Source organism: Pseudoalteromonas sp. NCCP-2140, from assembly GCF_023708065.1.
In the GTDB taxonomy this organism is placed as follows: domain Bacteria; phylum Pseudomonadota; class Gammaproteobacteria; order Enterobacterales; family Alteromonadaceae; genus Pseudoalteromonas.
This window is the reverse complement of record NZ_BRCZ01000006.1, coordinates 23,757-45,827: the sequence shown is the minus strand read 5'-3', so window position 1 is coordinate 45,827 and position 22,071 is coordinate 23,757. Positions and strand designations below refer to the sequence as shown.

At 40.8% G+C, this 22,071-nt stretch carries 19 protein-coding genes; 5 read left to right on the top strand and 14 right to left on the bottom strand.

The features are described from left to right. Window positions 1-118: 118 nt before the first annotated feature. The 4 genes from NFU46_RS13215 to NFU46_RS13200 form a co-directional block, all read right to left on the bottom strand. Window positions 119-1,348: a serine hydrolase gene (locus NFU46_RS13215; RefSeq protein ID WP_251602458.1), complete on the bottom strand. Its 1,230-nt coding sequence runs from the start codon at window positions 1,346-1,348 to the stop codon at window positions 119-121. A 28-nt stretch (window positions 1,349-1,376) separates the two neighbouring features. Beyond that, a complete protein-coding gene (locus NFU46_RS13210) occupies window positions 1,377-1,991 on the bottom strand; it encodes a hypothetical protein (RefSeq protein WP_062565021.1) in 615 nt (204 codons plus the stop codon). A gap of 31 nt (window positions 1,992-2,022) precedes the next feature. After that, complete coding sequence (locus NFU46_RS13205; RefSeq protein ID WP_054560716.1) at window positions 2,023-2,235, bottom strand: helix-turn-helix transcriptional regulator; 213 nt, start codon at window positions 2,233-2,235, stop codon at window positions 2,023-2,025. Window positions 2,236-2,402: 167 nt separating this feature from the next. Next, window positions 2,403-2,786 carry a hypothetical protein gene (locus tag NFU46_RS13200; protein WP_251602456.1) on the bottom strand — a complete coding sequence of 128 codons (384 nt, stop codon included), beginning with the start codon at window positions 2,784-2,786 and terminating at the stop codon, window positions 2,403-2,405. Window positions 2,787-2,969: 183 nt separating this feature from the next. On the opposite strand from NFU46_RS13200, the gene NFU46_RS13195 reads away from it, so the two are divergent. Then, complete coding sequence (locus NFU46_RS13195; protein WP_251602454.1) at window positions 2,970-3,620, top strand: tellurite resistance TerB family protein; 651 nt, start codon at window positions 2,970-2,972, stop codon at window positions 3,618-3,620. 44 nt (window positions 3,621-3,664) lie between these two features. Here the strand turns inward: NFU46_RS13195 and NFU46_RS13190 are convergent, their stop codons facing one another. Continuing rightward, on the bottom strand, window positions 3,665-3,913 hold the full coding sequence (locus NFU46_RS13190; RefSeq protein WP_054560719.1) for a hypothetical protein: 249 nt from the start codon (window positions 3,911-3,913) through the stop codon (window positions 3,665-3,667). A gap of 156 nt (window positions 3,914-4,069) precedes the next feature. Between NFU46_RS13190 and NFU46_RS13185 the strand changes: the two genes are divergently transcribed. Beyond that, window positions 4,070-4,840, top strand: coding sequence for an AraC family transcriptional regulator (locus NFU46_RS13185; RefSeq protein ID WP_251602451.1), 771 nt, complete (start codon window positions 4,070-4,072; stop codon window positions 4,838-4,840). On the opposite strand, the gene NFU46_RS13180 is transcribed toward NFU46_RS13185, so the two are convergent. The 3 genes from NFU46_RS13180 to NFU46_RS13170 are packed head-to-tail and all read right to left on the bottom strand — an operon-like array spanning window position 4,837 to window position 6,451. Further along, complete coding sequence (locus NFU46_RS13180; RefSeq protein ID WP_054560721.1) at window positions 4,837-5,043, bottom strand: helix-turn-helix transcriptional regulator; 207 nt, start codon at window positions 5,041-5,043, stop codon at window positions 4,837-4,839. The genes NFU46_RS13185 and NFU46_RS13180 overlap by 4 nt on opposite strands. After that, complete coding sequence (locus NFU46_RS13175; RefSeq protein ID WP_251602449.1) at window positions 5,043-5,600, bottom strand: DUF2975 domain-containing protein; 558 nt, start codon at window positions 5,598-5,600, stop codon at window positions 5,043-5,045. The genes NFU46_RS13180 and NFU46_RS13175 overlap by 1 nt, the downstream gene beginning before the upstream one ends. Further along, on the bottom strand, window positions 5,597-6,451 hold the full coding sequence (locus NFU46_RS13170; protein ID WP_251602447.1) for an alpha/beta hydrolase: 855 nt from the start codon (window positions 6,449-6,451) through the stop codon (window positions 5,597-5,599). Before NFU46_RS13170 ends, NFU46_RS13175 begins: the two co-directional genes overlap by 4 nt. A gap of 264 nt (window positions 6,452-6,715) precedes the next feature. On the opposite strand from NFU46_RS13170, the gene NFU46_RS13165 reads away from it, so the two are divergent. Next, window positions 6,716-7,864 carry a hypothetical protein gene (locus tag NFU46_RS13165; protein ID WP_251602445.1) on the top strand — a complete coding sequence of 383 codons (1,149 nt, stop codon included), beginning with the start codon at window positions 6,716-6,718 and terminating at the stop codon, window positions 7,862-7,864. A gap of 57 nt (window positions 7,865-7,921) precedes the next feature. Here the strand turns inward: NFU46_RS13165 and NFU46_RS13160 are convergent, their stop codons facing one another. From NFU46_RS13160 to NFU46_RS13135, 6 genes are all read right to left on the bottom strand, one after another. Further along, complete coding sequence (locus tag NFU46_RS13160; protein WP_251602443.1) at window positions 7,922-9,508, bottom strand: RICIN domain-containing protein; 1,587 nt, start codon at window positions 9,506-9,508, stop codon at window positions 7,922-7,924. A 116-nt stretch (window positions 9,509-9,624) separates the two neighbouring features. Then, entirely contained in the window at window positions 9,625-11,229 is a 1,605-nt protein-coding gene (locus tag NFU46_RS13155; RefSeq protein ID WP_251602440.1) for a diguanylate cyclase, read from the bottom strand. A 487-nt stretch (window positions 11,230-11,716) separates the two neighbouring features. Next, a complete protein-coding gene (locus tag NFU46_RS13150; protein WP_251602438.1) occupies window positions 11,717-12,718 on the bottom strand; it encodes a family 43 glycosylhydrolase in 1,002 nt (333 codons plus the stop codon). A gap of 262 nt (window positions 12,719-12,980) precedes the next feature. Next, complete coding sequence (locus NFU46_RS13145) at window positions 12,981-14,480, bottom strand: hypothetical protein (protein WP_251602436.1); 1,500 nt, start codon at window positions 14,478-14,480, stop codon at window positions 12,981-12,983. A gap of 271 nt (window positions 14,481-14,751) precedes the next feature. Beyond that, on the bottom strand, window positions 14,752-16,527 hold the full coding sequence (locus NFU46_RS13140) for a sodium:solute symporter family protein (RefSeq protein WP_251602434.1): 1,776 nt from the start codon (window positions 16,525-16,527) through the stop codon (window positions 14,752-14,754). Window positions 16,528-16,546: 19 nt separating this feature from the next. Beyond that, the gene (locus NFU46_RS13135; RefSeq protein ID WP_251602432.1) at window positions 16,547-17,689 is read right to left on the bottom strand and encodes a Gfo/Idh/MocA family protein; all 1,143 of its coding nucleotides are present in this window, start codon (window positions 17,687-17,689) and stop codon (window positions 16,547-16,549) included. Between the two features lie 431 nt (window positions 17,690-18,120). On the opposite strand from NFU46_RS13135, the gene NFU46_RS13130 reads away from it, so the two are divergent. Both NFU46_RS13130 and NFU46_RS13125 read left to right on the top strand, forming a co-directional pair. After that, entirely contained in the window at window positions 18,121-18,906 is a 786-nt protein-coding gene (locus NFU46_RS13130; RefSeq protein ID WP_251602430.1) for an IclR family transcriptional regulator, read from the top strand. A gap of 312 nt (window positions 18,907-19,218) precedes the next feature. After that, window positions 19,219-22,017, top strand: coding sequence for a TonB-dependent receptor (locus NFU46_RS13125; protein WP_251602428.1), 2,799 nt, complete (start codon window positions 19,219-19,221; stop codon window positions 22,015-22,017). Window positions 22,018-22,071: the final 54 nt, after the last annotated feature.

Below are 22,071 nucleotides of genomic sequence, written 5' to 3'. Positions count from 1 at the left end.
CCCTACCCTGAATAATCAATGTAAAGCAAATACTATAGCTGTTCACGTTAATGAACAATGACAATGCTACTAATTACTGGGTAAAGCAGAAAAATAATTTAAACCTAACATCAATTGCTTATTTCGCTTTTTTGAAACGCACCAAAAGCATACCTATCAAGATGATGCCAAGGCCTATTAAGCAAGGTACAAAAGCACTTTGCAAGGCAACATCAAACGCTAAAAAGTCGGGGTAACCGGTTTGCCAAAGCGTCCATTCATAATCGAGCTTTGATGCAATATGTTCACCGCCGCTGCTAAGTACGATGATTGCATCATTGTTATCTGGGTTGATGCGAAGTGTGCTATTTATTGCTGGCTCATTCGCGCCATCATGGCCAAACACAAAATCTCCCGATGCTGTTGGTACATAAAGCATGGTACCTAGCCCCCAAATTGGTGCGCCTAAGCTAATTGCCAAAGGCGCTCGCATGGTACTGATCATTTGCGGGCTTAACTGCCCTGTTTGAGGTGATGTTAATGCTTGCACTAAAGCGATTAAGTCATGGCTACTTGCCAGTAAGCCTGTTGCCGCTGCCGATGCGTATTGAAAATGCCCCGCAGCTTGACCGCTTTTATCATAAGCAGGTGCGATGTTGTCTAACTCAGTGAGTACATCGTAACTAGCATCAGTCATATTGACTGGCTTAAAGACGTTATCAGCCATCCAAGTTGCAAAGCGTTGATTCGTTTTTTCTTCGACCAGCAGCTCGAGCATCAAATAGCCGCCCCCAGAATACTGAAAATCGCCCACAGGCTTGGTGACTTTAATTTCACGCACACCCGTTGATGATAGCGGCTTGTTTAGCGACGCAAGCACGCTTGGTACGGTTTCATTTAGCTCAATATCAGCAAAGCCTAAACCATCACCAAGCCCCGCAGTATGAGATAACAGATGAGCAAGGCTAACTGATTGATTATCAAACTCTGATTCAGGTAACTGCCAACCCGTCAGTTGCTCATTAATCGCGTGATCTAAACGAATTTGTTGTTGCTCTGCCAGAGTCATCACGCCATAGGCGGTAATAAATTTACTGAGCGATGCCACAGGGAACAAAGTATTTGCGGTTATTTCATCTTTGCTTTTTGAGTAATCTTGAAAAACCACTTGGCCATTTTCAATCAAAACATAAGCGATGCTTGCTTCATTGTTGGCAATCAGCGCCTGACTGTTAGCAATAAATTGCTCAGTATTGCCCGTTTCGGCAATGGGTTTTAAAAACCAACCACTGACACCACCATACACACAGGTAGCAGCCCAAAAAAATGACAAAAATAGCGTTAACAGAATCGTTTTAAACCAGCTCATACCCTATTCCTTGTGTTACAAAGCGTTGTTAAATCACTTCAATTTGCTCAGGCTTTTTGATAAAGAACACCATTAAAATTAATAATGCTGCTGGGAATAAAAACACATTCAAGTAAGCAAAAATCACCGTTAGCTGTAAGATGCACATCAGCAACAGTAGGATAGAAAACACCGTTAGCAACGATGACATTCCATGGCGCTTTGTTAGTAATAACGCGGCTGTGATCAAACCCACTAAGGCATACAAGCCTAAACTTCCAGCCGAGACCACCATGGCAATAATTGAAATACTTTCTACTACATCATTCGATGCTTTATCACCAGCTACGGCAAGATAAACATCACATAACACAGTGGCATGAAAAGCTAATACCAGCACCGCAAGCACACATAACAGTATGCGTACACCTTCAACATCGAACATATCTTTTAGTGCTTTGCGTAAACTCAGGTACACGTAAATTTCAAGTGCACCGATGAGCACGAACACAAGGTCTGAAAAGTTTAAGCTTTGTAAATCAAGCTTAAGCGCCTCTCCTAAGCCATCAAGTGTTTCGCCAAAAACTGAAATCCAGTACATGGGAAAAATCACAGCAAGTAATCCTGCTGCTATGCCGGGTAGTAAATAGTCACGGTTGAGCATATGCCCTCCAAAATCCTGTTGCGTTGTAAAGTTATTCGCTATCGCGTTCGTACACCAAAATATCGCCGGGTTGGCAATTAAGCTCTTCACAAATAGCTTCAAGGGTACTAAAGCGGATCGCTTTCACTTTTCCGTTTTTTAGTAATGATAAATTGGTCATAGAAATATCAATGCGCTGAGATAGCTCTTTCAGCTGCATTTTGTTCTTTGCCAATTCTATATCTAGGTTGATTCGTATTTTCATAGTCTAAAAAGTACACAAAGGATTTATGATTGTCAAACTTTATTTTACGATTATCATAAAATAAAGAATGAAAAACATAATAACTCAGCAAGTAATTAAACCCATATTTTGACCATTTCAGGCATAAAAAAAGCCAGTAAATACTGGCTTTTCGCTCTATTTATAAGTTAGACATTGGCTTGGTAAGCAGGGATAGCTATCGCCGCTACAATACCCAATAAAAATATGCCACCAATGATCAACACGCCCCAAAATGACCATTGTTTTTGTACTCGTTGAAAATGCTCAACGCTATCCCAACGTTTATTTTGCCATGCCATTTCTCGGCCTTTAAAACCCAGATAAATCGACACAATAAAACCAACATAAGGCACTAAGGCCAATAAGCCAATCCAAGTGCTGTTGCCAATTGCCCAAATCCAACTTAGCAAGAAAGCGCCCCAACTAAAGCCTTTAATGCCCTCGGGTAAATCGTCTACCTTCCCCTGCCCTGAGTTATTTTCAGATGCCATCTGAAGGCTTGCTTCAGGTGGTGTGTAATTATCTGTCATGAGTTTTTTCCTTATTATTAATTAAACAGAAACCCTAACTTATAGTACTGGGTGTCTTTTAAGCAAGCTAAAGATAAGTACCTAAAGCAGATAATTGTTACCTGATGTGTTTTGTAACATTTATCTCGTTTCCTTTTCATTTTAAATCACCTAGTCTGGGCACATAACTGCAAGGAGAGAACAATGAAAGACTTACAAAAGTTAGTGGGTAATTTAAATAAATCAGGTGCGCTGAGTGGTTTTTTAGGAGGCGTTGCTGGCGGCGGACTAACGAGCTTAATGGGCGGAAAAAGTAAAAAGAGCAGCAAAAAAGCCGTAAAATATGGTGCGCTTGCTGCTGTCGGTGGCCTTGCTTGGAAAGCCTATAAACAATACTCAGAACAAAAAGCGGCTCCAGTTCAGCAAACTAGTTCTCGTGGTTTTGATTTTACCCCAGCCACGCTGCCCGAGCAGTCATTTAATGATGTCATCGACGATAATCACAGTGATGGGCAATTATTACTCATGCGCGCTATGATTGCAGCCGCCTATGCTGATGGCCATATTGATGAAACGGAAAGACAAAAAATCTTCGCACAAGTAGAAACAATGCAATTGTCTGTGCAAGAAAAGGCCATGCTGTTCGATGAGCTAAGAAAACCAATGCAACTATCAGAGTTAGTTGCCGCTGTGCCTAACGCACAAATGGGCATTGAAGTATATGCAGCCAGTGCCAGCGCAATTGATTTAAACCAAGCAATCTCTAAACACTACTTAGACACGCTCGCTAACCAATTATGCATTCCTAATGAACTGGTAATGAGCATTCACAGAGAGCTTGCCGACTACCAATAAAAATGGGGCGTCTTCGCCCCATTTTTATTGGTAAACAGTGATGATTAATGCGGCTTTTTAGTGCCGTAACGTACCATATCTTTACCGTTTTCATACACTTCACTTGTTACGTAACGGCCAAGTAAAAGTTGATGTTTATCATCAAGTACCGCAATAAATGGGCGGCCATCACTATTATTGGTTGCAAGAGCAACACCGGTTACATTCTCTAGCCCTAAACCGCCAGTTTCAACTAGGCGTAAAAATGTTTCTAACTCGTCTAATGTTTCAATTACATCGTTATCGTTAATCATCTCAAATACTCAGTGATTGCTAATGGGCGTAGCATAGCAGGATTAAAAACAGGGTGCGAATAACAGCCCCTAATCTAGCTTACTTTTGGACTAAAAATTGACACAACGCTATTCAATTGATGATACTTTCGCTATCGATAGAGGCAGTGAAGTTTAATGAGTAACCATTTAACGCTCGAATTAATGATCCCAAAGGGCAATCTTGCCGATAGCATACAAGCTATTTGGTATGCCACAGCGCACTCTCAAGGAGAGCAATGGCTTGCCTGCGATGGTGCCACAGGGCTTGTGTTTCCTGTTGTTGGTGAAGTTTTAATTGATGACAAGCCGCTTGCTGCCTCTTATGCAGTTCAAGAAACATCGACTCAAGCATCTAAAGTCACATTTTCACACGATGCACAGTTTTGTGGTATTCGTTTTAACCCAACGGTATTGTCTGAACTAAAGCGAAACGCTCACCCACTCCTTGCAGAACGGTCCCTATCTGAAATTGCCGAAGATCTGCAAAATAATGCCAGCTTAGCCGCGTTTGTTACGCTTATTAGCCGCCACTTTACTGATAATAAAAACATTAACCACAGCAACAGGCACTCAAAGCACTTAATCCGTAACCTTATTGAGTTAACGCCACTCGAAACTGCTTACCAACTTGCCCCACTCAGTCAACGCCAGCTCGAAAGGCAAGTTAAGGATCAATGCGGCGTTACCCCTAAGTATTTTGAGCGTATCTACCGAGTAAAACTTGCTAAACAAGCAATTAAAGATAACCCTGAAATGAGCTTTGCAGATATTGCACTTGAATGTGGCTTTACCGATCAGCCTCATTTAATCAAAGAATTCAAAGCAATAATGCACATCACCCCAGCAAAATACCGCAAGTTATTGAAAGACTCTCAAACTAAACAAACAAAGCTTATTTTTCGTTAGTCATCCTCAAAACGCAGAATATCACCAGGCTGACAACCTAAGTGCTTACAAATTGCATCTAAGGTCGTAAAGCGCACAGCTTTAGCTCGTCCAGCTCTAAGAACTGATAAGTTTTGTGGCGTAATACCTATCGCTTCAGCTAATTCTGCAGACTTCATTTTTCGCTTTGCTAACACTACATCTAAATCAATAATAATCGCCATTAAATCACTAACTCTTGCTCTTTTTGTAGCTGCTGCGCTTGACCCATGATCCAACCAATAACATAAATAATTAATCCCATCACTAAGCCTATAATATCAGTATCTTGTATAGCCACGACCCTTCCGATATCTGATCCTGTTGCCAAGTTAAGAAGAGTTATAAGTAGTGACGGGTAGCACACAACTAGTGCAAATTGCGCCAATAATACGCCACCTAACCATTTAAAACATTGTATATTTTCAATAGCGAAGAAGGATCCACGCCGGTAAAGCAAAAATAACCGAATCAAAATTATGTTGATCAGCATAAACGGTAGCAATTGCACAAGACCAAGCCATAAAACACTATCAAAACCATGCTCATTTAATGTTTGTGCAACTCCTTGCCAAGAGCCGCTGACTTCAAGACCAATCCACATATGCGCACCATTACTTTGTGTAAAACTTAACACATTACTGTCACTGAAAAGCACAATAATGCTTGTTACTAACAAGCTAATAAGCGTAAAAAATAGCAGGCTTAGGATAAACGAACTCATCCAAACAATTTTTTTCATGACGATTTACTCAGTGTTATTTGTTTTAGAAGTTGCTCATAATGAGTCGCTAACTGCTTACCTGTTAACGCATTTGAATGGTGCTTCCCTTTTGCAATGTAAATCTGCTTTTGCTGAGATTTTGCATGTTGATATAGTGACTTAGCTAACTCAGGTGGAGTTTGAGTGTCTTTTTCACCGGTAATTATTAATAGCGGTGCTTGATAAACTTGTAACGCTTTTAAATTATCGACTTGTTTAATCTCTTCACTAAACTCAACGCTAACAAACGGTTTAGCAAACCACGGAATTCGTGCTGCTGTCATCTGTTCAACATTTGTCACACTCCCTTCGAGTACCAGAGCATCAACGTTACGCTGACTGGCAAGATAACCGGCAATCATACTCCCTAAAGAATGACCATGGATCACCACAGGCAAAGTATTTAGGTCTGATCTGCCTTTTACATAATCAAATACCTGTAATGCATCAGCTTGCAGATTAGCTACGCTAGGTACTCCAGAACTAAGCCCATAACCACGATGATCCATCATTAAAATATTAACTTGAAAAGGTAAAAGTAGCTTGGCAGGTTCCCCTCCTGCGGCACTAACGCGAAACTGGTTACCACCGAAGTAAATTACCGTAGCACGAGCATCTGCAACTTTAATAAGGGTACCCTTAAGTCTAGTACCCTCATCGGTGTTTAAAGTTATCTCCTGCGTTTTGGCGGTGGCATCAACACTTTGTATTTCCTGCATCGTTATTTTTTTATCCGGATATAAAAAGTGAGATTCCTCAACTTTAATTGTCGTACAACCAGTTAATAACAGCACAATCAGCGAAACCACTGTAATAGAACCAAATTTCATTTTCACGATCCTTCTAGTAAAAAAACTACTATGGCACTAGATAAGTTAAAAAACAAACTAAAATTATCGAAAAACGATAATTAATTACTCAATATCGAACATTAAAAGCCCTTCATTTGAGAAATAACTTTGATCAAAAGCGCTATCTCCTTTAATTCATTATTTTTCAAATTCTGTGTTGAGCGATTTTATTTGCGCTCGGCATTTATCCATAGGATAGTTAACGCAAGCCTACTAAACGTGCTGTAACTAAATAGGATAATCATGAAAAAAGTTTTACTTGCCACCGGCTTAATCGCCTCGTCATTTACTGCATTTGCAGCCAATTTAACCGTTGAAGAACTGCGTATTGAAAAAGCCAGCAAAGCCATGCCAAAGGTGTTGAGTGCTTTTTCTGATGAAGTGAACCAATTTGAAAAACAGTGGCAAGCGGCTGCTAGTTATCAGCAAGCAAGTGACCTTATTGATGATTACGCTAAACAATTATGGCGCGATGCCAAAGCGCGTATAATTAAAACCAACAGCTTCGACGACCGAGAGCTATATTGGGCGCGTTTACTTTCAAGCAAAATTATTCGTACCAGCAAACCCCAGTTTGCAATGACCGACAGCGAACAAACCGCGTTATTAACAATGCTCGAAAATGGCAGCCGTGGACGCACCGACCTTGATTACAGTAAAAAAACCGACAAACGCATTTTAATTACAGGTTTTGATCCCTTCTTATTAGATAGAAATATTAATCAAAGTAACCCATCCGGTGTTGCAGCATTATTACTTGATGGCCAAGTAATTAATTACAATGGCATTAGCGCCGAGATCAATACGGTGATGGTGCCAGTACGCTACGAAGACTTTGACCAAGGTATTATCGAATCATTACTTGCGCCATATTATGCACTTAACAATGTCGATATGATTGCCACTATCAGTATGGGCAGCAAAGACTTTGATCTTGAACGCTTTCCGGGTAAACGCCGCAGTGTAACGGCGCCCGATAACGCCAATATTGTGTATGGCGGCACAGCCACCGCACCGAAAATTTCGAGCCTTAACGACCGCCCTCTTCCGGGCAATGAGTTTGTAACGTTCAGCTTACCAGTTAAGCAAATGCAACAAGCCAAAGGGCCATTCCCAATCAACGACAATCATAAAGTCGTTACGCTTGAAAAAGCATTTGAGCCAAAATCACTTAAAGAATTAGAAGGTGCGATTGCAGTAAAAGGCGGTGGCGGCGGCTACTTATCAAATGAAATTTCGTATCGTAGTATTCGCCTACGTGATGAGCTGAATTCAGACATCCCTACAGGGCATATTCACACCCCACGTATTCAACAATTTGAGCCAGAAACAGAAGCAAAAATTGTTAAGCAAATTAAAGCAATGCTTGAGCAAAGCTTAGTTGCAATTTAAAGCGTTAAGCTCAGCTATAAAGCAATAGCTAAGCTTTTTCCAATTCACAATTGATACTTATTGTGGACCTGTTCCGCCATTCACTTTACTGCCCAAAGAACTTGGATCATCTAATCGATATGGGTAAAGTTGAATATCACCGAATACTGTTGCCCCGCTATCACGATATTGATCAGTTGCAGAACTTCCAGTGTAAACATTTCCTGAGGCACTAAAATAACCAGAGCCTTGATTCCAGTGAGGTTTCGCTGAATTTTCAAAGTAATTATTTTCCACTAAAACCTCAGCGCCATTCCCCGCACTAATTGAAAAATAAGTAATGTTCTTCCAGTAATTATTAAACATATGCACACGAGAGTTATAGCCATCTACTTTAGGGTTTCGCCCTGCAGCTGTATCCCAAAAATTGTGATGCGCTGTTATTTGAGAGTTTCTGAATAAATGAGTATACCAATGCTGGTTAGCGCAAACTTGAGGGTTATATCCATAAAAACGATTCCAACTTAAAGTAACGTTTTGACTATTGTCTACATCAATATATCCATCACTGATTTTATTAAATGCCATGTGATCAACCCATACATGACTACTATCATCTATTGAAATAGCATCACCTGCTTCAACAAGCGCAGGGTTAATATCCTCAAGCATAATGTTCTTAATAATAATATTTCGCTGCTTGCTAATAACGAGGCTGGCACCAATTATTTTCGAATTTTTACCTAATCCTTGCAGTGTTTTATTTGATTGCACAATGATACGTCTATCATTACGGGTAACATTCACGGTTGAGTTTGAGCTACTTCCCAACTCACTACAGCTTTGATTACCAACGGGAATTCTGTACCACGTTTTACCGTAATCTCCCCATTGACCACAATCAAGTGGACAAGCCGATACCGTTCTGTCCGCAGTTCGACAATCAATCACTGTGTTATCAGGAACCTGAATAACCGCAGCAGAGCCAGAGCTCAATGCAGCACTTAAATCATCACAGCTATATACTGTGATGGCAGTGTTATTACCACCACCGGTCGTTGTGCTCAATCCATCTTGACCTGCTTGAGATGCAAAGCCTATTAAGTCACTAGGAGTGGTTCCGGTAGTCCCACAGTCGCCATTTACTGGATTAATAAACCATCTTTGTGAACTGATCCCAGCATCATCATTTTGATAAACATTTGCAGTATTATTTGAACCTGCAACTGTCAAAGATTTACCAGTTAACTTATTGACGATATTGAAGCCGCCCGATGAAGATGCTTTTAACAACCAACGTTGATTAGCCCCTTGCCAATCATCATAAGCAATTATATTTGCACCATTTGATTGAGATGAGTTCAACACATCAAGAACTTTATTGTTAAATTTAGAGCGTATAATCCAATAGCCATCTGCTTCTTGAATAAGCTGAAACTTTTGGTTATTTCCACCCCAGTATTCGTAGCTAATAATATTCGGGGCTGAGCTAGAATCACTGGTATTTACATCAAGTGCAAGGCCAGAGCCTCTATTAATAATGGAATATACAGTGCCAGATTCAGGCATAGCACTACACTGTTGTGCATGAACAGCACTCTGAGCAAAACACGCAACTGCTAGTAGGCATAATGCTAACAGTTTAGTTTGGTTTAAAATCTTCAAGACTATCTCCTTTATTATATTTGTAATATAAAATTACATTATTAAAGAGATAGTTTAATTTATCCGTACCCAAAAGCACCCATTTATGTTTATTTTATGTAAACAAATGTTAAAAATCACCCAGCAACGCAGCAGTTTCGACCTTGCTTTTTCGCTTTATAAAGCGCGTCATCCGCTATTTTAAACAAGCTATCTGAATCAAACGCCTCATTAGCAGCCTTACAGGCAACACCTATCGATAAGGTAACATAGCTTAAGTCTGCACGGCCTTGGTGAGTTATGTGAGCTGATGCAACGGCGTTTCGTAGCGTTTCAGCCACTTTGAGTGCCTCCTGCTTATCTGTATTGCTGAGCACAATTACAAATTCTTCGCCGCCATAGCGGGCAACAAAGTGATTACTTGGCTGGGTATTTTCCTTAAGAAAATTGGCGACTTCACATAACGCTTTGTCACCTTGATCATGTCCATAGTAGTCATTGTAGAGTTTAAAATGATCGATATCGGCGACAATCATTGAGATAGGCTGCGATGCTAAATCTGTATCGCTGGCAAGCATTGCAAAATGTTTATCCAATGCCCGACGATTGGCAAGCGTCGTCATTGAGTCGGTATTACTGATATGTTTTAACTTCTGGTGGCGCTCTAAAATTTCTGCGCGTTGATTTTCTATCAGACTAAACAACTCATTCATACCTCGCCCGAGCTGATGCAATTCGTTATTGCCAAAGTACTCATCCCGAGCGCTAAAGTCGTTCTTTCTGATTGCTGAATTTACCAATATGTAGAGCTTTCTGAGTGGCCTTAAAACCTGTTGATTTATATATAAATAAAACAAAATAAATACAGAACCAGAGATCAATAAACCGGTAATTAAAGAGCTATCAAACAAACTTCGGTCGTAAGTCCGTTCACGAGATGCGATAGATAGCACAAACAGTAAGTCTCCAGCTTGATCATTGACTCCTAAGTAAAGCCGCCGATTGTATTGAGTCGTCTCGAGTGCACTCCTTTTTTCACCAAACACCCTAATTAGATGTTCCTTATATTTTGGTGCTTCATCAGTGCCATAAAAGCTAATATCATTTGCTAACCCTGGTGTTAGATTTTCGACAAAGTCTTCATCAATAAAGCTCCAAAGCAGTAACGTAGCCACAAATTCACCGGTGCCATCGGACTTCGTTACATTGTAAGCGACGGTCACGGCTGGCGTTTTATCTATGGTAATAAACCGGACTTTATGAATTAACTCAGATTGGCTAGTGGTTATATCGTCAGATGAGATTATTAGGTCGTTTTTTATCAACAAATTGGGGCTTTCTAAAATCGTTGGTGAGTAAGGCTTATAATCATTATTAAAACTGCCACCGCCGATAATATTTGCCTGTGTATCATATAAATACCAACCATTTACGTCTAAACGTTGTAATGCATCTGCAATAACATAGTCAGTATTGAACCACTGAGTATCACGTTGCTGTGCAGCTTTATACATGGTATCCCAAGCTGAGCTATCGAAGACCATTTTTGACAGGGCATCAAGCTCTTGCTGAAGCTGTGACTCCACCCGCTGAATATCAATCCGATCGTTTTGCTTTGTCATCGCTTCAAAGGTTGGCAATATCCAAAAGTGTCTGATGATTGTTTGCGCTAATAAAATAGCAAAGCACGCTGCGGTGAAAGCAAGTAATAAGCGTTTTTTAAGCCTTGTACCAATCACCATAAAACATCAAACCCAGCAGAATCAAAAATACATTAGTACTAAAAAGTATAACCCCGTTTGACCAGTTTGCTTGCTAGGCTTTAATTTTTCAGCAAATTTGAAACCTTATCCATACTAAAGTTCACCGGTGAAAAATTGTAATATCTCTCTTTACATCTGAACTTTTAGTATGAAGCTTTGTTGGGCTATCGTATGAAAGGTATTGTCTTTACCGAGTTTTTAGAAATGGTCGAAAAAACTCTTTTAATTGTATTTTGATGGGCTGCAAAATGCCAAAAATGGATGGATAGTTTGATAATTGAAAAACGACACACACAATCAGCAGAGTTTCATCGTTTTAACGGCCATGTGTTTGTTGTTGCTCCGTACAGCTGGAAAGCTTGTATCCCGCTTTTATTGCTTAACTAAGCCCTAAATAACAGAGCCTAGAAACAACAAAGCCACCTAAGTTGGTGGCTTTATGAACTTAATTTACGTCAATATAAAATTAATACAGTTCAAATAGTGGACGACCATTTTCGTCGTATTTCACTTCCATAACTCGAGCATGGCGATTTGGATCGTAAAGCGGATCTTTTACAATCTCTTCAAGTGGACGGGTGTCTGTTTTTGGCACTACACTTGGTTCACCAACTGCGTGCTCATAGTCTCGGGCATGGTAAATACACAGTGGCGTTTCACCATCTTCAGCTACTGTAAAACAGTTATGACCTGGGCCGAAAATGTTCTTTTCAACACTTGTTTCAAGCACAGGCATACGTGTTTTAGTCCACGAATTACGATCAAGTAAATCGCTGTTTTCATCGGCTTCCATATAGCCCATGCAGTAACATGCACCAGTTGCGCTTGCAGAGAAAGCAATAAAGATTTTACCGTTATTTTTAAGTACTGCCGGGCCTTCGTTTACCCAAAAGTCGACACGTTCCCAATCGTAATCAGGTGTAGTCAGCATAAACTGCGCTGTTTTTAACTTAATTGGAGATTCCATCTCAGCTAAATACAGGTTTGATGCAGCAAATTGACCGCCGGTTTTCTCTGCCCAGCAGAAGTAACGCTTACCGTTGTTTTCAAAAATGGTGGCATCTAAAGAAAAATCAGTGAACGACTTTTCATCACCCTCAGCCGCTTGCATCATGCCAAGCTCAACCCACTCATCATTTAGCGGATCTTGGCCTTTACACTCAAGCACATACGGGCGTAATGCCCAAATATCATCTTCTTCACTCGCAGCAAAGTAGATATACCATTTGCCATCGAGGTAATGAATTTCAGGTGCCCAGATATGACGGCTCATCGGGCCGCTGTCATGTTTAAACCAAATATCAAAGGTTTCAGCGTCTTTTAAGCCCTCTAATGTCGCAGACTTACGAAGTTCAATGCGGTCATAAGTTGGTACAGAACCTGTAAAATAATAAAAACCATCGCTGTGCTTATGCACAAACGGATCGGCACGCTGCTCTACTAACGGACTGTTTGTTTGTATTGTCATCTTGAAACCTGATCGTTAAATTTTAATTTGTATTATTTTATTACTTTTAAGTAAGAACACAAATATAACATTATTTTTAACAGACAGTGAAAAGAAATGTAAGGACAAGCTATAAGATGCCCAAGCTTTATTGGCGAAAGTTAAGGAATAGCATTACATGGAATAGGTTTAACATGGAGAGCAAGCTTAAGGCTTCTCAGTTAAACCTCAAACTTGCTTGAATAAAAAGGGGGATCCCCATCCACCCTTGATTTAGGTATCGCTACAGCGATTTGGCTTTATATATTTTCTTTGCTTTTTTCGAAAGCACTACATCAACGGGCATAACATCTCCCGATACTTTTTTAACCGTTAAAGTATGCGCTCCCGCTGCTAAATCATGTTTTTCAAACACAATACTTTGAACTTGGCGGTAGTTATTACCATCAAAAATAGAGTATATGCCTTGTGATTTACCATCTAAGATAACTTCAACGTCACCATGGTTAATGTCTTTTGAAGTCGCAAAGACAATACTCGAACCACTAAAGTCATAACTAAACGACGCACCATTGACAGTCGTCATGTGTAAGTCTTGTTGGTATTCGCCGGTATTTGTTTGCTCAGACCTCACCCAGTTGCCATTTTCGCTATATTGAATGCGAGGATCATCATCGTTTACCAGCTCGAGGCCTGAATAAGTGGTATCAGATGTTGTGCCAACCGTGTTGCCTACCGTTTGAATTTGCACTAAGCGGTCAACTAACCAGCTGCCGTTTGGATTAATAGCCACATCTAAAGTTGTGACGCCCCCAGCCCTTGCGATGTCTTTTACTCGGTTTGCTACCTCATTATTATTGTATTTTAAGCTGCGTTTAACTTGCCCCCAGCCACCAAATAATGGGTCTTCTTGCGAGGTATAGGTAAAGCCATGCCACTGTACTTTTGTACCGAGCGCTGTGGTTACTTCACCAGACTTTGGAATAGGTGGCAGCTCGTTATGCTCACCTTGGGTGTAGTTACTTTGTGGGTCATTTGGAATAAAGCTGTACTCAAAGCCATCACTAATAGTGATCACGGCATTCGGGTTGCCACTACGCACTGATTTCGCAAGCTGATCTGCAACAGGATAAGCATTATTTGCTGCCAGCTCTTGCTGCGATTCATCTGCTTGATACCAACCATCAAACCACCAACCGGCAATATTATCACCCCAAGTTTGGGCTCTTTCACTCACAAAGCCATTAATAAACCAGTCTGGGTATGGCGCTTTCACTTTTTTGCCCGTCCATCTATCACCTAAGTGTGAAGGTAGATATGCAATTAGCTTGATGCCTTTTGCTTTAAGTGCCAGCGCCAAATCCAGAACAAGGTCACGAGTTGGTGTGTAATCAGCCTGATTAGAATTAACCTGTGTGATACAACCCGGTGCAATTTGTTTGCTTGGACATACAGGTGAGTGCAAATCGTAAATATCACTGGTCGTAGATAAGTAACCGCGGTTTTGGGTAATGGTAAAAATTACATACCGATAACCAAGCTTAGCGGCTTTATCAGCATAATCGTTGACATCAAAACCATTAACGTAGTTATTCCACTCGTTATAGTCTGTAATTTGGTACCACGCATTATCCATAGTGCCACCAGCAAGGTAATGATGGCTAATCCCCCACTTAGCATCTTGCATCCATTTAACTTCATTAGGTAACTGAGACGCAGCAGCACTAATGCTGACAGCAGCTAAGGCAAAACTAGGCAAAACTTTATAGAACTTTCTAATCATAACGACTAAACCATGCAATAACGGAAGATAATAAAGAGCTTACGCAATTAACATTTAACCAACAATCAGATTACATTTAGTTCCGCTAGATAGAGCTATAAGTTTTACAGGTGAAAAATTTAATAACTTTAAATTTCAAAAACAAAACAACAAATATCAATCTGATTTTTCAGGATCACGCTAAACTCGTGTTAATAAAAAAGCCACGCATTATTGAATGAAAATTAACAATAATGCATGGCTTGCGACACAACTAGAATATTCCTTGTTATTATACTTCTTGCCTTAATGAGGCTATCACTTTCGGCATTTTACGCTTTACAACCCAACCAGACGCCACAATCACAATTAAGTAATAGCCAAAGGTTTGCCAATCTTCAAATAAGGCATTACCGATACCAAGCAACAATGAATAAATAAACGCAATGCTCGCACAACAGGCAATGGCGTTATCTTTAATCCCCGCTGCAATCGGTTCAATACCGGTTAAATCTCTGACTTTTTTCCAGCCGCGGCCATGAATTTTTAAACGGCTATAAAATTCGATAGTTTTCGGGCTTGGGGTTTTACTTGAGGTCATTAATGTAACAACTAAGCACACAACCAAGGTTGTCATCGTAGTTACCAACATGCGAACGGCAAACCACTTAGCCTCGCCTTCATCAGGTAGTATGTACATCATCGCATTACCGACAATAACAGCAGTAATCAGCGCGCTAATTTCTGACCACACATTTATTCGCCACCAATACCAGCGAGCGATAAGTACCACAGAGATTGGAATGATGATTACCGAAATATATTCATAAGCGCCTAGAATACTTTCAAGTTGAGTCGTTACAATCAGAGCAACCAAAGTAAGGGCTAACATGCTGATCCGAGCAGCCTTAATGTAATGTGCTTTTTCTCGGCCTTTAACTAAGTAAGGCTCGTAAACATCATTGACTAAATAAGACGAGCCCCAGTTAAGTTGAGTATCGAGCGTACTCATAAAAGCAGCAAGTAAAGAGGCGACCATAATGCCTTTTAAACCAACTGGTAAGAATTCATCTATCATCATTGGGTATGATTGCTCTGCATCTACCAACGATGGAAAGTAAACCAAAGAGGCAACACCCACGATAATCCAAGGCCAACTTCTTAATACGAGATGGCAAAAAGCAAACCAATATAAGCTTAACATGGCATCTTTTTCACTGCGGGCAGCAAGTGTGCGTTGTAAGAAAAAGCCAAACCCAGGCGCGTAATTTAGCCAGCCGATACACACTAAAATAACAAAAGTTGCGGTTTTTAGATCCCATTCAAAGTCGGGGATCATTTTGAGTGTATCGCTATTAAACCCAGGAGAGGCCTCTACCGCAGCAACGATGCCACCGTGATCTTGTAAGTCGACATAAACGATAACAGCTAATACCACAGAGCCTACAATAGCTAAGGCAAACTGAATTAAATCGGTATACACAACACCATATAAACCAGACATCGCGGTATACACGACCGCTGCAACAGCTAGCACAATCAAAATAAGCGTGGTCGCTGTGATAGCACCAAACAGAGGAATGTCGAATAGGGGTTCAGGAGAGAGTCCTAAAATCACCACAATAATTTTCGACATGGCGAGAGTCACCGAGGCAATGATAATACAGTTAACAAACACGCCATCAAAAATAGCTTTAAAAATTCTTAAAAAATCAGTGGCTTTACTCTTATCATATCGCTGTGAGATAAGCTCAATTTCGGTGAGTGCTTTTGATCTTCGCCATAAATTAGCAAAGAAGAACACCGAAATTATCACGCCAATTACACTCACCCACCAAATCCAGTTTGCGTAAATGCCTTGCTCTCGCACAGCTCCTGCTACAAACAAGGGTGTATCAGATGAAAAGGTGGTGGCCACCATGGATGTGCCCGCGATATACCAAGGTAAAGATCGCCCTGCGACAAAAAAATCAGCCGTACTTTCACTGGCCTTTTTTGTAAAGAGCATCCCGATAACAACCGCTGCTACTACATAAAATGCAACTATTAACCAATCAATTAAGACCATGTGAATCCCCCGATGTGTTTTAATTTTTATTTAGGTAGCTATCAAATTTTTTCCATGTTTCTGTCATATCGATAATCGAACCTGTTTGCCTAGCTTCATCTAACTTGATGGCGGTGAGCCCCGCTTGCAAAGCGTCAACAATGGATACCGGTAAAGGAGCCCCCCTTTCAAAATAGGCTATCCAATCTGCCGCCATTTCTTCTTCAGCGCCGTAGTGCATCGAAATTGAATCATCGTGTAAGTACGTTTTATCAATCAATGCCCCTGAGGTAATACAGTCATGTACTTTGAAATAGTTACGCACAAAGTCACCTTCAGCCATACCGAGTGTGCCAAATACACTAAAGTGTCGGTAATCGTTCGGTACATTTAAGTTAGTATGAAAACTCAGATTTATGCCATTTTCATATTGAATGAGTGCGGTTTGGTGATCCACCAGCTCAGAATCGTTATCAAACACTTCATCTATGCCATTCCAGCGTGACTTGCGCTGATGATAGACAGGATGCTTGCCTAAGTGCTTGTTCTCAGGCGTAAAGGTTCTTCGACCACCAAAACTGGCAAGTTTAGCTGGGCGACTTTTCACAATGCCCTGATAAAGATCTAAGTCATGACAGCATTTTTCTAATAAGAAGCCGCCCGATAGCCCTTGATGTCTGCGCCAATCTCGCATAAAAAACGCACCATGCTCTGGCGGAATATGCTCTGATGCCTCAATACTGGTGATTTCACCCAGTAATTTAGATGATAAGGCTGCGACCAAATCTTTATACAAAGGCGCATAACGAAGCACCATACCCACTAAAATTTTATCGAAGGCATTATGTTTAGCGATAAGCTCAAGCACGTCGTAGGTCTGCTGCTCAGACATCACAATAGGTTTCTCTGCAAAAATGAGTAATCCTGCTTCAATGCCAAGGCGTAAGTGCTCTAAATGCATATGATTTGGAGAGCCAATCATCAGCATATCAAGCTGCTCATTTTGCAACATCTCTGCAAGTTCGTCATAAGCGCGCATCGAAATACCATGCGACTGCATATACTCAACTTTTACAGATTCAGGGTCGGCATAAGCCACCAAATCAAAATTTGGAATAAGCTCATGCATCACTTTGGCAACATAACTTAACCGGTCGCCTAAACCACAAATTCCTACTTTCACAATTTTATTCCTACAAGGTACATTAATAACTCAAGTTAGTTACCTTGCACTTGAACAGTCAATCACTTGTCTGCGCTTTGTGAATGGGATTTTTTTTATGAAATTCGGCTCAACATGGGTTTTAAATACAAAACAATCTTCAATTAATAAAGGTTCTAGTTAGCTGTACGTTAAATAATCTTAATTGACGAGAGGCAGCATAGACGCTCACTTTTATAACGAAAAGTTTACGCTAAACATTATTGAAAACAGCTTCAACTACTTAATTTTTAAATAAAAACCAGAAAACCTTTATTGACCAAAACAAAACAGTTGGGATATACAAGCTACTTTATTACCAAATTCAGGTGATATTTCAGTGCATAAGCGCTCTTTGAGACTACACTTATGTATAAGGTTTTAATCTAAGAATAAGTAATTAGAAGTACCCGATGACAGAGAAAGAAACTAAATATAAAGCGCCCGCTCTTGAGAAAGGCATGGCGATTATAGAATTACTCGCAAGAACCCCGGAAGGGTTAAATCTGACACAAATTTCTGACTCATTAGGGAAATCAAAAGCTGAAATTTTTCGTATGGTGGCGGTTCTAAATGATCTCCACTACCTTGAGTTTTTTCAAACTGAACGCGTTTATAGGCTCTCACTCAAGCTTTATCGGCTTACTCACCGCTACGCGCCAGTTCACCACCTAAATAATGTTGCCTTTCCTATCATCCAAGAATTGTGTAGTGAAATTCAACAATCTTGCCACTTAGTGGTGTATTCAGACGGTGGTGGATTAATCTTGTCTCACCAAGATTATGATACCAACAGCAACTGCTTAACCCTACCCGTTGGAGGAAGAGGACCCCTTACCGATAACTGTGCAGGCCATGTGTTATTAGCGTTTGCATCGTACGACAACCGAGAACGAATGCTCAAAGCATACCAAGAAAATCATCCCGAATTATCTCTTGATTTAATGGCACTGCGAAATATTTGGCTACGAGTAAAAGAACAAGGTCACGAAGCCATGCCAAGCCCTGTTCTCGCCGGCGTATATGATATTGGTGTGCCCATATTTGATTATTACCATAACGCCGTCGCTGTACTGCTCACCTCGATTCTTATGTACCGTGACGAGTCTCGAAATGCTAACTTTGAACATGTGATAAATAAGTTAAAAGAAACCTCACTGCTTATTTCACAAAAAATGGGTTTTGATGAAGAGACCTAATCTATGGTGCTTTTCTTATGATTTTCCATTCATACAACTACTCAAGCAATATACTGGTCTTTTGGTATAGGCAGTTTTTTTGGTGAATATCCTTTTACTAATACTATTTTAGGAATTTTCCCAAAATAACCGTTAACACAAATTCAACCATTTTGTTTCATTTATAAAACATCACTCTTTACGAAATTTTAACTAAGAAATCTTGATAACGCAGCCTGCAAAGCGTGTTGACGGTTTTTTAGTCTTTATATATCACTGAATGGACATTTGAACATTCACGAGAATAATTCGCCAAGAGCGATGGGGGTCAATATGATGAAATTCACCAAAAGCCAAATAGCCTTGTCTGTTGCTTTATCCCTAATGGGTAGCACAGCGATGGCAGAACAAAGCAGTACAGCCAAGGATGTTGCACAAGATGATATTGAAGTAATCGCTGTTAGCGGTGTGAGACTGAGTTTAAAAGAAGCTATCGCAACCAAGCGTGGCTCTGACAAAATTCTCGACTCAATTGCCGCTGAAGATATGGGTAAATTCCCTGATGAAAACGTCGCGCAGTCTTTGCAACGTGTTCCAGGTATTTCAATTGACCGTCCTCGCGGTAGCCCAAATGGCGGTACCAATGGCAGTACCGATGGTCGACTAGGTGGTCAATATGTACAAATCCGTGGCTTACCAGTTGATTTTACACAGGTTACATTAAATGGCCGCTCTTTAGCATCAGGTCGCAGTATTGGTCGTCAATTTTCTTTAGATGTACTGCCTTCAGAGCTTATTGGTCAGTTAGACGTTTATAAAACAGTTTCAGCAGACCAACTCGAAGGCGGTATTGGTGGTAATGCTGACATTAAAACTCGTAAACCGCTTGATGCAGATGAAGTTGGCTTTTCTGGAGCTTGGTCAGCTGAAGGGGTGTACAGTGAGCTGCCAGATTCAACCGACCCACGTATTTCAGGTATTGTGAACTGGAAATCAGACGATGAAAAACTCGGTGTCCTCGTTGGTGTAACCTACTCAGAGCGTCAAACCCGTGAAGACGAATATTTTTCTTGGGGTAATGTAAACTTTGGCCCAGGCACTGGCGATGGTGTTGAAATTCGCCCTGATCTTGCAACCGTTCCTGGTGGTACAGATGATGGCAGTATCGATTACCCTAATTCTCTTTACCCTATCGAACCCCTTACTCAATACTATGGTGATGAGCGCACTCGTACTGGCTTAAATGCTGTTATCGAGTTTCAACCTAGCGATGAGTTAAACATCACATTTGATGGTTTATATGCAACATTCGATGTAGATGAAACAGCGCTACAGTTACCTGCTCGTTTCCAATTCCGTGGCCCACAAGACCCTAGCCTGTGGGTTGCAGCCGACCTAAATGACCCAAACGGTCGTGGTGTAGGCGGTATTTTCCCATTCCTCGTAACCGAAGCTGTGGTAGAAAACGATAACCTGGTTTATGCCGTTGCACCGCAAACCCAGTTCCGTAGTGTATCCGAGTTAACTAAGATGGAATCAGACACACTTGCTTTAGGTACTCATGTAAATTGGGCGCCAAATGATGATTGGGAACTTGATTTTGATATTGGTTACTCTAAAGGTGAGCAAACACGCGACCTTAAAAGCGTGCTATTACAAGCATTTGCTGACGTAGTGTATGATGCGCGTAATCCAGATAATGGTATCCCTGACCTATATGTTACTGGTACTGACTTAAATGACCCTGATAACTACCGTGTAGCGTTTGGTAACTCAAATGCACGTGACGTAAAAGATACATCTCTGTCGTTTGCCGTTGACGCAAAGTACTTCTTAGACAATGAGTACTTCACAAGCCTAGAAACAGGTGTACGTTACACACAACGTTCAAAAGAAATCAAAGCCTATGTAGGTAACAGCTTTACAGGCTCAAATGGAGTACCTGATGTACTACCTACATCAGCGATTAACTTACTTGATTTCCCGGTTGATGACTTTTTAGGTGAAGCACCAAACGCTAATGTTATCCGCAGCTTTGTGATTGGTGATCCAATTGATTTCCATAACAAATACGGTGTTGAGCAACAGTTTGATAGCATCAGCTCATTCAAAGTTGAAGAAGATATTGCAGCGGCATACGTAAAAGCGAACATGGCCTTTGATGTTGCAGACATTCCAGTAAAAGGTAATGTGGGTGTGCGTGCAGTAACTACCGACGTTGAAGCAACGGGTGCATTACCTGTTGAAATCGTTATCCGCAGTGCCGGTGACTTCGATGTGGTTGGTGAAACCAGCTCAACAGGCAGTAGCTACACTAATGTACTACCAAGCTTAAGCTTAAATGCAGAGCTAACTGACGAAGTGTACTTACGCTTTGGGGCTAGCAAAACAGTAACGCGTCCTACACTTTCGCAGTTATCGCCACGCTTTACTTTTAGCACCACCACACTAACAGGCTCTGCGGGTAACCCGGCGCTTGAACCATTTGAGTCTGATTCACTCGACTTATCACTTGAGTGGTATTTCAACGATACAGGTTTAGCAAGTGTTGCTTTGTTCCAAAAAGACATTGATGGCTTTGTGTTTAACTCAAGCTCACCAGAAACAATTGCCGGAATTGATTGGGCATCGGTAGATCGTCCACGTAATGCGGCATCGGCAACAATCAATGGTGCAGAGCTTAGCTTCCAAACTGCTTTTGATTTCTTACCTGCGCCATTCGATGGCTTAGGTATGCTCGCAAACTATACTTACACAGACAGTGACACTGATTTTGGTGATGGCTTTGAAGGTCAAACATTCAGCTATACTGGCTTGTCTAAAAATGTATATAACCTAGTTGGTTACTATGAAAAAGGCCCAGCGTCAGTACGTTTATCTTACAACTATCGTGAGAAATACTTACTAGAACCTTCGTTCGGTTTCTTCGCTGGTCCTCGTCATGTAAACGACTACCAACAGCTTGACTTAAGTACGTCTTACAAAATCAATGATAACTATTCATTGACCTTTAACGTGACTAACTTAACCAATGAGCGTTTCGACCGTTACTTCAATAACGACGAATCAATCATTGCGACAACCAACTTTACAGGTCGCCAATACTTCGTAGGTATTCGCGGAACCTTCTAATCCATTATGTTGTTGTAGGTGATGAACCTAACCCAAAGCCTCCTAACGGAGGCT